At 62.9% G+C, this 16,241-nt stretch carries 6 protein-coding genes; all 6 read left to right on the plus strand.

What is annotated here, in order from left to right:
- Positions 1-738: 738 nt before the first annotated feature.
- Positions 739-10,899 carry a VWA domain-containing protein gene (locus VNN55_02095; GenBank protein ID HWO56336.1) on the plus strand — a complete coding sequence of 3,387 codons (10,161 nt, stop codon included), beginning with the start codon at positions 739-741 and terminating at the stop codon, positions 10,897-10,899.
- Positions 10,900-10,997: 98 nt separating this feature from the next.
- Positions 10,998-11,888 (plus strand): hypothetical protein, encoded by an 891-nt coding sequence (locus VNN55_02100; GenBank protein ID HWO56337.1) that lies wholly within the window; start codon positions 10,998-11,000, stop codon positions 11,886-11,888.
- 178 nt (positions 11,889-12,066) lie between these two features.
- The gene (locus VNN55_02105) at positions 12,067-13,485 is read left to right on the plus strand and encodes an aminotransferase class V-fold PLP-dependent enzyme (GenBank protein ID HWO56338.1); all 1,419 of its coding nucleotides are present in this window, start codon (positions 12,067-12,069) and stop codon (positions 13,483-13,485) included.
- A gap of 222 nt (positions 13,486-13,707) precedes the next feature.
- Positions 13,708-14,577, plus strand: a complete 870-nt coding sequence (locus VNN55_02110) for a DUF3473 domain-containing protein (GenBank protein HWO56339.1) — start codon at positions 13,708-13,710, stop codon at positions 14,575-14,577.
- Positions 14,578-14,579: 2 nt separating this feature from the next.
- A complete protein-coding gene (locus tag VNN55_02115) occupies positions 14,580-15,350 on the plus strand; it encodes a methyltransferase domain-containing protein (protein HWO56340.1) in 771 nt (256 codons plus the stop codon).
- Between the two features lie 8 nt (positions 15,351-15,358).
- Complete coding sequence (locus VNN55_02120) at positions 15,359-16,036, plus strand: class I SAM-dependent methyltransferase (protein HWO56341.1); 678 nt, start codon at positions 15,359-15,361, stop codon at positions 16,034-16,036.
- Positions 16,037-16,241 lie beyond the last annotated feature (205 nt).

Genomic DNA, 16,241 nt, shown 5'->3' on the forward strand with positions numbered 1-16,241 from the left:
TATTTGGCGGCCAAGTTGGGGTCCGCCGCAAGCGGATCGGGGGAGGGTCGGGTTATCCAAAACATTGCTAAACCTCGGATCATTGGGGTCCGATAATCCCGATTGACCCTTGCCCACAGGCTGTGGGCCGGTTCCCATAAGCAGTATGGGAACAATTGACTTGACAACGAATGCGCGCGGTGCATTCCGTTGGCGGCATTCATACCCGAATCTGTGGGGGCACAGAGGCGGGCGGGATTTGGGGTCCTGATTTTTGCTGTGGTCGATTGGCTGAGCGTGGGTTAACGTTGGGCGGTCGACCGCGGATGTTGGGATAAAGCGAGGGTCTAAAGAGCGCGGCGGGAGTTGTTGGGCGGCCGCGCACCATGGGAGGGTCAGATTCAGGTTGGGGAGTTTCACCAGGCGCATCGATTCGGCGTCGGGCGGGTGACCGCTTGACGGCGTCCGTTTCTTTTTAATGGGCGCCCGATCCGGCTGATGCGGCGGCCGGTCGGCAGGAGCGAGGCCTCCCCAATTTCAGTCCAGAAAGCGCTCGCACAAAGGGGGGGATCAATGCACGAAGCAACGGCGTCACGCTGGTTGTCGTTTTTTGTTTCCCGGAGATTTAAGCGCAAAGAAGCAAAGTGTATGTCATATCCAGGAGGAGGAAGAGGAAAGGACATGTATCGAAACAACACTAATGCGCGGTCGTCCCGCTCGGGCAGTGGGGCGAACTCACCTCAGGAAGGGGGAGCGCGGATGAAACCGTGGAGATGGAGTCTCTGGGCGGCGTTGATCGCCCTGACGCTCGTCGGTTTGTCGGCGATGCCGGCGCAGGCGGCATTCAGTGATGGCACGACCATCTCAGTGTCGCAGCTGCAAGCCGCGCCGGCGGACTGCAACAACCTGGTCTGGCGGACCTCCGACGTCGCCGGCGGCTTGGACTCGCTGGCCTACAAGCGCCGCTGGTTCAATTATGCCGGGCCGACCAGCACCAACGTGCCGATTCTCAGCTTCCGCATCGACAACGGTGACGGAACGGCGGACACGCTGTATTCGATGTATGTCCACTCGATCGCCGAGCGGACCAACACGATTTCGCAGATCCGTCTGTACTGGGATTCGACCGTGGCGGGCATGTCCGACACCAACGCCTTCTATGGCGGCGGCAACGACGTGTTTGTCGGATCGGCGAACCCGGGCGCGTTCCAAACGAACGACTCGGTGTTCATTAATCTGACCCGTCCGATCATCGTGCCGGGCGGCGGCACGGCCTGGTTCAACATGGTCGTCGACATCAACGGGATCGGCAACAACCCGACCTATGACATGACCGGCGTGGGCGTCGAGCTGCGCCCCGAACGCGTCTGCATGGGCGCCATCGGTTGCGGTCCGGCTCCGGGCGACACCGTCGATCTGGATTGCATCCCGCAGTCGCCGGCCAACAACGCCTACTCGATTATCATCGATAATCAGGGCCCGGCCTGTGACAGCGTGTTCCTGACGAACTACAACATCAACAACTGCCTCTACGGCGGCTGCGACCCGAGCGATGTGATCAATCTCGGCGACTCGCTGCTGATCCAGGTGGACCTGGATATTGTGAACGTCCCCAACGACACCTGCAAGACGGGGTGGCCGAAGGTTTTCGTCCGGGAGTTCACCAACAACGCCGGCGCCGTTACGATGGCGCGGTTCAAGGGGTTCGCTGGGTATCAGTATTTCGCGTATGTCAATGAGTATGACAGCTCCAACATTGGCAGCGCGCCGGCCGTGGGCCCGTTTGACCTGATGAACGTCGGCCCGACGGTGAACCTGCCGGTCGATATACCGGGCGGCACGCACTGGATCGTCGCGGAGTTCCAAGACGCCTACGGCAACACCAGCCGCTGCTCGACTCTGGTGGCTGAGCCGATCGACACCAAGAAGCCCGCGGTGGCGGCGCGTCCGGCGTCGTGGACCCTGCATTGGGACGCCAACGGCAACGGCATCGTGAATCCGGGCGACACGGTTCGCTTCTTTATCGACATGTCGAACGAGCCGTTCGGTGAAGTGTGCGCGGTGTTCACAACGATCTACGACTTCTATGCGGCCCCGGTCGGCATCACGCTGTATGACGATGCCGGCGACCGCCGCTTCGAGGCCAAGCATGAGGTTCTGCCGGGCGTGCTCGACGGCGCGGCGGAGAGCGCCTGGCTGCACGTGGTCGACAACGCCTGCAACGAGGATTCGCTGTCGGTGACGCTGGCGGCCTCTGTTGACAACGTCGGCCCGTCGATCCCGCCGGGCGAATTCCTGCGTCTGTCGGACACCGACCTGAACGGCTGCCTGAAGATCGGCGAGAGCGTTCGCATCCGGGTGCAGGGTGTCACGGACACCGACCTGGTCGCGATCTACGCCAATGTGATGCAGGCCGGCCTGGGCGACCTGAACAATGTGGCCTACTCCCAGTACCCGCTGAACAATCTGGGCGGCGGCAACTGGCAGTTGGACTGGGTGCTCGGCGATCTGCCGCAGGATTCGGCGATTGACTACGGTCCGCTGGATCCGAACGCGATCGTGGCCCTCTACATTGTAGACAACGCGCAGAACTGGGACACGGTCTACACGACGGTCCTGGACGCGGGGACGGGCGGCTACAGCATCGACACCGACTATCCTGAGCCGGTGGTGGATCTGGCCTGTTACAGCCGCGCCTTTGGCGTGATTGATCTGGAATGGAACTGGGGCGACCAGTATCCGAACGGCAACAACGACATCGCCCTCGTCCGCATCTACTACGACAACGGCACCGGCGGCGACCCGAACATCCTGGTCGCGGAAGTCGGCGCCACCACGAACTGGACGACGGACGGCACGGTCGTTCTGACCGACGGCGTCGTCTATAAGTGGCGTGTCGAAGTGATCGACGACTGCGGCAACGTGGAAGTCGAGCATGTGCTGCCGGTGGCCTGCGAGTCCGACGCTTCGGCGCCGATCACCTGCGTCTACCAGCCCGAAGAGGGCCAGCAGTACAGTTGCAGCTACTGCGAGTTCCTGAACAACGGTCCGCAGATGGGCGGCTTCTTCATCTATGTGAAGGCCGACCTTCCGGGCAGCGACGACCTGACCGACATTGACACCGTGTTGGTGCGCCTGAAGGATCAGGGCGACGGCAACCCCGGCCCGTGGACGCCGATGAGCTTTGACTACAGCTTCCAGGGCCCGTCGGACAACCTGATCGCGGTGTGGATCTACGCCTGCGAGCAGTTGGACGCGATGGTGGGCGACGGCGACGTCGAGGATCTCGAGATCATCGTGATCGGTTCCGACGAAGCCGGCAACGTGATGACGCGCAACGAGGTGATCGCGGCGTGCGGCACGTGGGAGTTCACCTGGGCCAATACCGACGGGACCTTTGACCTGCAGGTGACCGAGGTCAACGGCCAGTTGGAGATGTACCAGAACTACTGCGACATCACCGGGTTCTCGGTCTGGGGACCGAGCAACACCGTGGAGGTCTGCTTCTCTGGCGGTCTGCCTCCGTACAAGATTCGCATGGAGGTCGGCCAGGAGTGGGCGGCTCCGGATAACGAGGTCGTCTACGTCGAGAACGTGTACGCCGCGTGCACGACGCTGACCTTCAGCGCCGAGGGCTTCTGGAAGGGCGTGGGCGAGATCGACCTGTATGCCTGCGACGCCGCCGGCGCCAATGTGGGCGAAGTCGAGTACTACTTCTGTGTGGCCGATTCGATCCCGCCGTGCGCGTTGATCTCCAACCCGGTGGACGGCAAGTGCATCCGCCGTTCGCGCTCGATGCTCGATCCGGTGGAGATCTGCGTGGTGATCGATCCGATGCAAAACTGTCTCGACCCGGACGAAGTGGTCAAGATTGACTACGAGTGGTCGAAGCAGTGCTGCCAGGGTCTGATCATCGACACGACCTGGATCGGCACGTGGTACAGCTGCGACGACACGTCCGGCAACGGCGAGAATCTCGTTTGCGACACGGTGTTCGATTACTACGGCCCCGGCCGCGACTCGATCACCTGCCGTGACACGACGATCACCCCGGCCTGCTCGACTCTGGTGTGGACGCCGGAGATCGACACCGTGCCGTGCGAAGATCTGTATGTCTGGAACAACATCGCCGTCCAGGCGGGTCCGGGCATCCTGCAGCCGAAGGAGGGCGGTCCGAACGGCTTCCTGATGTACGGTTGTGTGGACTGGTGGAACACCGAAGACCTGTCCTGGATCACCGAGTCGGGCACGATCATCTATCTGCGCGCCCGTCTCTTTGACGATCAGGGCAACGAATACATCACCCCGTGCGTCCAGGTCTGCGTCGACATCGACACGCCGCCGCTGTGCCTGGAGACGCCGGACTTCTGCTACAGCGACGGCAAGATGGCGCTGTCGGCCCCGTACCTGGGCATCGAGGAGTACCCGGGCAAGGGCCTGATGAACGATCCGTGCATGAAGACCTTCTACGCGGATCTCGACCTGGCGCAGGACAACATCGACGACCTCGATGACGTGTTCCTCTATTACAAGAAGTCGTCGGATCCGGACCAGTACGACTACTGGTACAACCTCGGTTCGGGCTTGCCGGGTGTGAACTCCAGCCCGGGCGGCACGAATTCGACGGTCTGGCGCTGGGACATCAATCTCTGCGAGCTGGAGCTGACGCCGAACGTGGACTACGACTTCCGCGTGATCGCCCGGACGGTTTGGGGCACGTGGTCGCACGACATGAACGGCGACGGCTGGTTTGACGCCAACACCTTCGATTCGTCGGCGTGCGACATGGCCACCTTCTTCATCGATGCGTGGGCCCCGAACGCGGCGATCGACACGGTGTGGACGGAGATCAACGGCCAGCTGGTCGTGCAGCCGAACGTCTCGTGCGTGCTGTCCGATCCGCGCGGCTGGGCGTTCACGCAGTGGGGCAACACCCTGACGGTGCAGCCGAACGTGTGGCCGTGGTTTGACACCGACGGCAACGACACGCGCGACGACGTCAAGCGCGTCGAGTGGACGCTGTTCACCGGCGAGGCCAACTGCGACTGTGACGAGCAGGGCCGTTCGCCGTATCCGTCCGGTTCGCTGTTCGGCGACGTGTACAATCTCTCCGGCTACCAGTCGTGGACGGTCCAGGTGAACGAAGGCGCCAACGTCTTCAACAACCTGGTCTTCGACCCGACCGACGCGCCGTGGTATCAGGACATGACCTCGCCGCCGAGCGGTTACGAGCAGGTGGTTCTGCTCATGACCGTCTGGGACGGTTGCGGCAACATGACGCAGGATTGCATCACGATCTACCTGCTGGACATCGATCCGACGGACGCGATCATCGTCGAGCCGGATAACGACGAGGTGTTCTGCACCGCGCCGGGCAACTATGATGAGAACGGCATCTACATCGAAGCGCGTTCGATCCTCGAAGAGGGTTGGAACAAGGCGGTCTTCGCTTATCGTCCGCTGGGCGCGACGGAGTGGGTCGAGTTCGATTCGGTCGGCGTCTCCGCCGCTCCGGATGTGTACTGGCAGTGGTTCTCGACCTACTGGAATCCGACGGCCTTCGGCCTGGCGGATGGCACGTATGAACTGACGGTCTGGGCGGTGGACAACGCGCTCAACCGCTCGGAGAACCTGTACATCACGACCGTGCACCTCTCGTGCGCGCTGCCGACGGTGGCGGTGGTCTACCCGACCACGACCGACCCGGCGTTCATCGGTTGCGATATCGAGTTGGAGGCGGTGGCCGAAAGCACCGATCCGCGCAACCCGATCACGGAGGTCGCGTTCTACTATGTCCGGGTGATCGACGATATTCCGGAGGAGGAGTACTACATCGGCTCCGACTACGAGAGCATCGACGGTCGCTGGGGCTACAACTGGATCGATCCGGACTTCGAGGGTCCGCACTTCATCTTCGCCCGCGCGTGGAACAAGTCGGGCCAGATGGTGCAGTCCGACCTGGTCTGGGTCCGCGGTGACGACACCGATCCGTACGGCATCGTGGCCCAGGTGGGCGACGACCTGTCGAACGGCGGTTACAACGATCCGACGATCGTCCAGGCCGGTTCCGTGGTTGACATCTGGGGTTATGCCCGTGACAACGACGGCGGCTGGGGCCAGGGCGAAGTCGACAACTGCGGCGTCGATTCGGTCATCTTCTACATTAAAGACGGTTACGAGAAGATGGACGGCTTCGTCATGACGCCGGACAACGTGATCGACTCCCTCTACACCGGTCAGTGGAACACGGCCAACTACGAGCCGGGCACCTACCGTGTGAAGATGAAGGTCTTCGACTGCGCCTGTAACGACTCGTGGTCGGAGAGCGAGTGGTACGTGCGCGTCGTCGGCCCGGATCAGGATCCGCAGCTGGCGGTCGACGGTCCGGAAGTCTGCGGCTACGTGAGCGTGGACCAGGAGTTCAATGCGACGGTGACGGTTAACAACCCGTCGTATGTCAGCTCGGTCTACCTGGCGTGGATCAGCGCCGACAAGTCGGACGTTGAGGACCAGTACTGGTGGAGCGGTGAGCTGTCGAATGACGGCGGCGGCTGGACCGGCACGGTGTACACCGACGGATTGGACGAAGGCCTCTATCGCCTGCGCGCCGTGGTGTACTACACCGACGGTTCGTCGACGGAGAACGGCTTCGACGACTTCACCTTCGACGAGACGAAGGGCCACCACATGTTCATCCGTGTGGACCATTCGGCCTCGGCGATCAGCGTGACGCACGAGGGTCCGACGTTCAAGGCGCATGAGGACATCTGCCTGACGACGGACGCGACCGAGGATTGCGACATCGAAGAAGTGCTCTATGGCGTGGGCGAGGGCGACGATACGTTCGGCGCCAGCGGCCTCGGCGAGTTCTGCTTCGATCCGCTGGATTCCTCGGGCGTGACGTTGAACAACTGCAATTCCTGGACCGGCGACGTGGTCGTGACCGCGGTGGACTACTTCGGTCATGTCACGACGCAGTCCCTGACGATCTGGATTCTGGATGTGAACGCCAATCAAGTGGCGATCACCAACCCGAGCTGGAGCGCCTACATCACGCCGAACTCGAATGCGATCGAGGCGCGTAAGCTCTCCTCGTCGGGCATCGACTCGGTGCAGTTCTTCGCGTCGACGTCGCAGACCAACGGCACCCTGCGCTACATCGGGTCGTCGGCGGCTTCGGGCGACGAGTTCTCGACGTCGTGGAACGTGGACAACGTGCCGGAAGGCCAGTACTGGCTGTTCGGCAAGGCGTTCGACAACGGCGTCGGCGTCGACGGACCGCGCTGCCCGGCCACCGTGGCCAAGGCCTGCTCGCCGTTCGCGCTGACCGCGCCGAGCCCGAGCTATCAGCGCACGGTCAACGGGACGACGTTCACCTTCGTGGGTGAGCACACCGACCTGTGCGTCGACCGCGCCACCATCAGCAACTACCAGACCATCGGCCTCGACTCGATCGTGTGGTACTTCCGCAACGCGGATGTGCCGGGCGTCGACATCGAGGACAACCTCGATCCGAACCTCGGCTGGGTGCGTATCGACGCCGACGTGTACGGATCCCTGTGCGTCGACTGGTTCACCAACTGGTGCGACGTGATTGCCGACTACGATCTCGAGGGCGAGTACGGCTACGAAGGCAATTGCTGCCCGGATGGCCGCTACACCATCGTCGCGCGGGTCTTTGACAAGGCCGGCAACGAGTGCCACTCGATCCCGATGAACGTGATGATCGACGTGACCGATCCGTATTCGGAGATCGTCGACATCGACGGCGACGAGACCTTCGGCACCTGCCACGAAGTCGTGCTTCCGGAAGACGACGTGGTGAAGCTGACGGCCAACGCCATCGATGACCACTCCTGCGTCGACATGGAGCCGTACAAGGCGTGGAACTCGGGCGCCAAGTACCTCCAGTTCTTCGTCGGCCGCGATTGCGCGGGCGGCGGCGGCGGGTGCGTGGACATCGTGTTCGTGCAGGACGGTTCGGGTTCGATGGCCGACGAGCAGCAGGCGATCGCGACCAACGCGCAGTTGTTCACCAGCGCGCTGGGCAACGTGGACTTCCGCCTCGGCGTCCTCGGGTACGACGGCGACTATGAGGTAATCAATCTCGACGGCTCGCGCACCACGGCCGCGCCGGGCAACGGCGTGTTCACGACCGACGTCTCCGCCTTCCAGACCATGATCACCGCAGTGGGCGATCAGATGGGCGGCACGGAGAACGGCCTGACCGCGCTCAACACGGCGCTGACCACCTACCCGTGGCGCTCCAACTGCACGAAGGTCATGATCCTGGTGACTGACGAGGACGCGGACGACTTCGCCGACTATGCGTCGTTGTTCCCGCCGATCGTCAATTCGGGCGCGGCGGTGTTCGGTGTGATCAACTTCGCCGACAGCGCGGGCTACTCGAACCTGGGCAGCGCCACCGGCGGCCAGCTGTTTGACATCACGGCCAACTGGGGCGCCAACCTCGCCGCGGTCGCTTCGGGCATCAGCGCCCTGGCCGGCGGCGCGGGCAACGACGTGGGCATCGTCTGGGGCCAGACGGTGACCCTCAACGACGGCCAGGACAACGCCTTCGCGCTGTGGAATCCGACCGGTCTCGAGCCGGGCAGCTACTGCGCGTGGACCGTGGTCGTTGACAACGTCGGCAACTCGTATGTCTCGGGTTCGCGCGAGATCTGCATCGTCGACCAGACCCCGCCGGTGGCCCACATCACGGGCTTCGGCAAATCGACCGACGAGCACATGGTTAACAAGTACACCATCTATGGCGCGACGTGGGACACCGACGTCGACTATGTCCAGTTCCAGTATCGTCCGACGGGTTCGACGAACGCGACGGATTGGACCGGAATCGGCATCTCGGCGAAGGTGAACGGCGACAGCACCTGCTGGATGACCACGTGGAACCCCTGCGTGCTCTCCGGCTCGTTCGATCTGCGTGTCGTCCCGACCGACAAGAATGGCAACCAGGACTTCGCCATCCAGCCGATCGCGACGGTCACGATCAACAACTGCAACATCACGCCGTCCGGCGCTTCGACCTCGGCCGCGACGATCTGGTTCGAGGATCGCACCTTCGAGGATCTGGGCCTGGTCCATGTCGATCAGGACAACACCTCCGACGACTACCACAACCTGATGATGGCCGTCTGGGCGGACCTGAAGGGCAGCCTCGATGTCGAAAAGATCGAGCTGTGGGCGCCGGATCCCGATATCCCGTCGTGGAAGTCGGGCTCATTCGAGGGCTCGCAGGCGATCAAGATGGGCGGCGAGGGCTGGTTCTGGCAGTCGTACACCGACGCGTCGAACCGCACGCACCTGAAGAAGGAAGTCATGACGGTGTGGCGCGTGAAGGCGGCGATCGGCGCCTGCAACAGCACGCATCCGACGCTCGGCGCGAAGGTCTGCATCGAGCCCGGCGCGCTGTCGGCGGACAACGGCATCGTGGTCTTCCCGGCGCGTGTGCCGACCCTGAACCTGTCGCAGCAGCACTTCCAGGCGTGGCCGGCCTACGAAGGCACCCGGTTCCCGCTGGTCACGGCGATCCGCCTGACCGATCCGGTCTGGGGCTTCAACGACGGCAAGTACGCGCAGATCACGTTGCGCTATGTGGAGCCGGAAGCCTATGACCCGGCCGACCTTGGCGTGGCGTGGTGGGATGAGGATCAGTGGAACACCAACGACGGCCTGATCGCCGCCGGCGAAATCGGCGACGGTTCGGCGACGTTCCACAGCGACAACCTCTACGGTCTCTACTCGGTGGTCTCGGCGGGCCGCAACTGCAATTCGGGTGCGATCACAGTTGAGAACGCCGGCGCTGAGTTCCATGTGGGCAACGTGCTCGGGCCGCGTCCGACGATCTACACGCGGGTGCGCTCGAACATCGAGTACAACAACCAGAACCGTGACATCAACGAAGACGAGATCACGGTTGTCCTGGATGGCAACATCACCGTGTACGCCAACGGTGACAATCCGGACAACGGCTGGTACGACAACGAATGGGACGAGGTCACCGGCATCCTGACAACGCACTGGGAGTCCGATGCGCCGGCCCTGGCGCCTGGTCCGCACACTCTGATGGTGCAGGCCTTCAACAAGTCAGGGTACTGCAAGTCGAACACCTACGCGTTCACGGTCGACGCCGCCAAGCCGGATGTTGAGATCACCGGCATGGAGGTCTGCCCGAACCCGACGTTCCACATCAAGATCACCGATGCGGGCGCCGGCGTGAACTGGGAGAAGGTCTTCGTCGACGTGTACGACATCACGGGTTCCGAGTTCTCCGAAGTGCCGAAGGCGGCGTGGATCCACACCGAAACCTTCGACGCGTTCAACGACGAGAACTTCAACCCGGCGACCGGCGAGTTCAGCTTCCAGCTGGTCGATCACATCGCCCAGGGTCGTCGCCTGCGGGCCATTGTCTACGCGGGTCCGGACTACCGTTGGGAGAAGTTCAACGAGTACTGCAACTGCATCATCTACGAGTACGACTGGGAGTTCGGCGGCGTCGCCGACATGGTCGAGAACTACACGCAGGTGGTGCAGGAAGACTTCACGGTCGCGGGTGGTTGCGACACCGATGGCGACGGCATCATCACCATCGTGGGCGGCGCCGGCTCGGGTTCGAGCAACCCGTTTGATCCGTGGGCCGGTGGCGCTGTCTCCTTCGCCCTGAACGGGTTCGACGGTGGCGGCGTGGTCACGGCGGAGATCTATGACCTGGCCGGCGAGAAGGTCGCGACCATCTTCAATGGTCAGATCACCTCGACGGTGGGCACCGTGACGTGGACCGGCACGAACGACGACGGCGAGTACGTGGCCGAGGGCGTGTACCTCGCGTACTTCAAGGCGACCGGAGCGGCCGAACAGGTCCTGAAGGTCGTGGTGAAGCGCGGAGTCGCCAGCAACTAGTCACTAATCAGTAGCGGTTCGCCCCGCCCTCGCAGGCGGGGCGAACCCTCAACCGATAACGAGGACAAAAACTTCGTATGTCAAAGGGAGAAGGAACAATGAACCACACGTGGGGCAAACGGTGGGCGATGGTCCTCGGCGCGGCGCTGATTCTCGTGACGGGACTTTCGGCCAACGCGCTGGCGATCGACGACAACCATGCGCTGCCGTTCTTGCGGACAGGCGTGGGCGCCCGCGCGTACGGTTTGGGCAACGCCTACACGGCGTTGGCCGGCGACGCGTCGGCCGGGTTCTTCAACCCGGCGGGACTTTCACGCATCAACAAGTGGAGCTTTTCCTCCATGCTGTCGGCGGACATGTTTGCCGATCGCAACTTCAACTACCTCGCGCTGGCCGGCTCGTTTAAGTGGGGCTCGGTGGGCGCGTCGTGGATTAACGCCGGCATCACCGATGTCGAGCTGACCAATGGCTCGACCGAGGATTACATGGACAACTACTTCCTGTTGTCCTATGCCAACTGCGCCAAGGCGTTCCACTGGGGCATGAACCTGGTGATCGCCAACAACAAGGTCTCGGAAGAGACCGGCGTGGGCGGCGATGTGGGCTTCCAGATCGACCTGCATGACGACGCGCGTCTGGGCCTGATGGCGCAGTCGCTCGGCCTGAAGGTCGGCGAGGACAAGGTGCCGTACAACATCCGCCTCGGCCTGGCCGTCACTCCGGGCCAGCTTTCGGGTTTCACCTTCCCGGTGGAAATCCAGAAGACGCAGGGTGTGGACGAGATCGCCTTCCGCATCGGCGGCGAGTACATGCACAAGTTTGAGAACACCGACTACGCGGCCGCTCTGCGCGGCGGCGTGGACGACGGTGCGTTCGCCATCGGCGCCGGGCTGTATTTCCGTCAGTTCGGCTTCGACTACGCCTATGTGACCGACAAGGAAGACTTCATGGGCGAGAACCACCGTTTCAGCCTGACCGGCAACTTCTAAGCCGCAGATCGACACGCACTTCGAGCCGCCCCGCACTTGCCCGTGCGGGGCGGTTTATTTTCCGGCCGAGGCCCCGGCTCCCCCGGAGGCCGGCGGTAGCGCATGCATGGGGCGAAGCGAAGTGGTATATTTTCGCCGAATGGGAGGAACGCCGATGTCGATAGCGGTCGGAGACACAGTGGAGCAGAAAAGCCGGGGGGCGGTCGATGAACTGGCCTGGCTGCGCCAGCAACTGATCGGTGTGGACGCCAAGGTGCCGATCCTGGGCGGACGCATGGTAACCTATGTGAACTTCGACAACGCCGCTTCGACGCCGACCTTCCGGCCAATCGCCGACAAGGTCGACCAATTCCTCACCTGGTATTCGAACGTGCATCGCGGCAACGGATTCAAGTCACAGTTGTCGTCGTGGGTGTTCGAAGAGGCGCGGGCGCGGATCATGGAGTTCGTCAAAGCGGATCTGGCTTCGCACATCGTGATCTTCACCAAGAACACGACCGAGGCGATCAACAAACTCTCCAACCGCATCCGCTTCGGTCCGCAGGACATCGTGCTCACCTCGCTCATGGAGCATCACTCCAACGAGCTGCCCTGGCGGAAGGTGGCGCGGGTGGAGCACATCGGGCTGGAGGCGGATGGGCGGCTCTCGCTTGAGGATTTCGAGACGAAGCTCAAGCAATTCGGGCGGCGGGTGCGTCTGGTGGCGATCACCGGGGCGTCGAATGTGTCGGGCTACATCAACGACACATCGTACTTCGCGCGACGGGCGCATGAGAGCGGCGCCGAGATCCTCGTCGACGCCGCGCAATTGGCGCCGCATCGTCCGTTGGCGATGGGCACGGCCCATGATCCGGCACACATCGACTACCTGGTCTTCTCGGCGCACAAGATGTACGCGCCGTACGGCGTCGGCATCCTGGTTGGGCGACGCCCCACCTTCGAGCAGGGGGAGCCGGATGTGGTCGGCGGCGGCACGGTCGACATCGTGAATCTGGAAGAGGCCTACTGGACCGACCTGCCCGAAAAAGAAGAGGCAGGGACGCCGGACATCGTCGGGGTGGTGGCGCTGGCGACGGCGATCCAGTTGCTGCACTCGGTGGGATGGGATGCGGTGATCGCGCACGAGGCGGAGTTGACGGCCTACGCGTTGCGCAAACTGGCGGAGATCCCGAAGGTGCGCATCTATGGCGATGCCGACCCGGCCAACGCCGCGCGGCGGTTGGGTGTGTTGTCGTTTTCGGTCGACGGCGTGCCGCACAGTCTGGTGGCGGCGGTGCTCAACTACGAGCACGGGATCGGCGTGCGGTCGGGATGCTTCTGCGCGCACACCTATGTGAAGTGTCTCCTCAATGTTCCGGATGAGGAGGCGCGTCAGATGGAACGGGAGATTCTCGCCCGGGACCGCAGCCGTCTGCCGGGCACGGTGCGCGCCAGCTTCGGCATCTACAACAATTTCGCCGAAGTCGACCGGCTGGCGGCGGCTCTGGCGGACATCGCCGCGGGACGTATCCAGGGCGACTATGTGCTGAATGCGGAGAAGGGCGAATACACGCCGCGGGGGTACGCGCCGGAGTTCGGGAAGTATTTCAGTCTCTAGCCGGTCGCTGACAAGGTCAGTTCCGACGCAAGACGCGGCCAATGTCATGCTGAGCGAAGCGAAGCACCTGCTGTTTCCACCGCCGGATCAGAAAAGCAGACCCATCGCTCCACTCAGGGTGACAACGGGAGACTTTGGGTTTTCCAGCAACCTGCCAGACCGTATTGACACTTCTGCGTTTGACAAGGGGCGTTGGCCCCTTGTTCGCTTTGCAGGGGATGTGTGTCGCAACCTGTCTGCGCCTTCACCATCGATGTCGAGGGGTTTGCCGAATCGCACGCGCAGAGCGTGACGGTCGATCCGGCGCTCCTGGATCCGGCGGCCATGGACCGGGAAATCGGCGCCAATCTCGATGTCGCGCTCGAACTGCTCGCCCGTCACCAGACCCGCGCCACCTTCTTTTTTCTGGGGCGCATAGCCATATCCGCTCCCCACTTGGTGCGACGGGTGGCGGAGGCGGGGCATGAAATCGGCTGCCATTCGCTGAACCATGTCCGGATCTTCGGCCAGACGCCGGAGGAGTTTCGAAGTGACCTGCGGACCGCCAAAACGGCGTTGGAAGACGCGGGCGGGCAGGCGGTGGCCGGGTTCCGGGCCCCGGATTTCTCCATCGGCCGCCGGAATCTCTGGGCGTTCGATGAATTGGCGGAGGCGGGCTTCCGGTATGACTCCAGCGTCGTGACGACGCGGATCCATGATGTTTATGGTATCACCGGCGTGCCCGAGACCCCCTACCAATGGAGCAACGGGCTGATGGAGTTTCCGCTGCCGGTGTTCGGGCTGGGCGGGTTCACGCTTCCGCTGGGGGGTGGGGGGTATTTCCGGCTTTTGCCGGTCGGCTGGGTGCGACGGTTCCTTCGCTCCCGGGCGCAACGGAACATTCCCACGGCTTTCTACATACACCCATATGAGATCGGGCCGGTGGCGCCGCGGCTTGAGGGTCTGTCGGCGCTCCGTCGGTTCCGTCACTATGTCCGTCTGTCCCAGGGCGTCCAGCGGCTCACCCCGCTTCTGGCGTCTGTCCCCTTCACCACCATGTCGTGTGTGTTGGCGGGCCGTTCTCGCGTTCCGACACAGATGTTAAGGAGCTGACCATGATGTCCCGGACTGTCCTGGACCGCCCCGACGCGGGCGTGACCGACGTGCGCGCTTATTTCGAGCGCGCCGCCGATTCCTTTGACCGGCTCTACAGCGAGGACGGGCAGGGGCCTTTCTGGCGCTGGGTGAATTCCCGCTTCCGCTCGGACATTATCGCGCGGTTTCTCCTTACCTGTGAGCATGTGAAACGGGCGCAGGCGCGCAGCGTGCTGGATGTGGGCTGCGGCTCGGGTCGATACCTGGCGGCGTTCGCGCAGCTGGGTGTCGAGCGTCTGGCCGGCATCGACATTTCCGCGCCGATGCTCGATCTGGCGCGGCGTCATCTGGCGGCGGCCGGACGCTCCGATGTCGAGTTGATCCGCGGCAACTTCGACGAGCACGTGACCGATCAGCGTTTCGATGTGGTGGTGGCGATGGGCTTCTTCGATTATCAGTCCGACCCGGTGGCGGTGCTCGCGCGCATGCGTGCGCTGGCCCGGCATTCGGTGATTGTCTCGTTCCCGAGCCGTCATTGGTTCCGCACGCCGCTGCGGCAGGCGCGCTACCGGATCAAGAAGTGCCCGGTTTACTTCTACGACCCGCGTCGGATCATGGAAATCGCCGAGCAGGCGGGGTACGCGTATGCCGAGACGGTCAAACTGCCCGGCGCGGGGATGGATTATGTCACGACCCTGCGGGTCGGCGTTCCCTTCCGCAACGAGGTGGCCAACACCCGTCGCGCGGGGGTCCATCGCGAGATTCTCGCCGGCGCGCTCCCGGTTGCGTAACTTCCGGCATGGTCAGCGACCAACTCCGGCGGCATTTCGATCGCCACGCCGACGATTTTGATCGCCTCTATTACGAGGGAAGACAGACCGCAATCCAGCGCTGGCTGAATCGCCGCTTCCGGTCGGACATCGTTGGACGGTATCGCGCGGCCTTGGCGCATGTCGCCTCGACTCAAGCGCGCAGCGTGCTGGATGTCGGGTGCGGCCCCGGGCATTACCTGAGCGCGCTGGCAACGATGGGCGTGCCGCGGCTGGTCGGCATCGATCTCTCTGAACGGATGCTGGAATTGGCGCGGCACAATCTCGCCGGCGAGGGGATTACCGGCGTCGAGTTAGTGCAGCGGGACTTCCTCGAGTGGGAGACAACTGAGCAGTTCGATGTCGTGCTGGCGCTTGGATACTTCGACTACTTCGACCATCCCGTCGAGCATCTGTCCCGGATGCGCGCGTTGGCGCGTCACTCGGTCTTCGCCTCGTTTCCTTCCCGGCATTGGTTCAGGACTCCGTTCCGTTGGACCAGACAACGGATTCACGGGACGAGGGTGTACTTCTACGACACGTCTCGGATTGAGGCCTTGGGGCGGGAAGCTGGCTTTCCCAGATGCACTGTCAGTAAACTGCCAGGGGCGGGAATGAATTTTGTGACGCTCTTCGAAGTGGGACCAAGCCATGGCCGCACCGATTAAATTTAGCAATATGTTGTCCCATAATGTGTTATGCGATTGCTGTGGGCGGTGCTCCGAGATTTAACTAAAAATTAATTGACTAACTTAGTCCTGCCTGTTAGCCTACCTGCAAGTACACGAGGCGAGAAACAAGGGTGCGGGCGGAGCGCTTCATTTCCGCACAGCCCTTGGCCAACAGTTTCCTGGTTAAGTAACAACTGAATAG

It is taken from the genome of bacterium, from assembly GCA_035559435.1.
In the GTDB taxonomy this organism is placed as follows: Bacteria; Zixibacteria; MSB-5A5; order WJJR01; family WJJR01; genus JACQFV01.

What these genes read in the sequence shown, in the direction of transcription:
- VNN55_02115 (HWO56340.1), top strand. Translation starts at nt 14,580, where the DNA reads ATGATGTCCCGGACTGTCCTGGACCGCCCCGACGCGGGCGTGACCGAC.
- VNN55_02120 (HWO56341.1), top strand. Translation starts at nt 15,359, where the DNA reads ATGGTCAGCGACCAACTCCGGCGGCATTTCGATCGCCACGCCGACGAT.
- VNN55_02095 (HWO56336.1), top strand. Translation starts at nt 739, where the DNA reads ATGAAACCGTGGAGATGGAGTCTCTGGGCGGCGTTGATCGCCCTGACG.
- VNN55_02100 (HWO56337.1), top strand. Translation starts at nt 10,998, where the DNA reads ATGAACCACACGTGGGGCAAACGGTGGGCGATGGTCCTCGGCGCGGCG.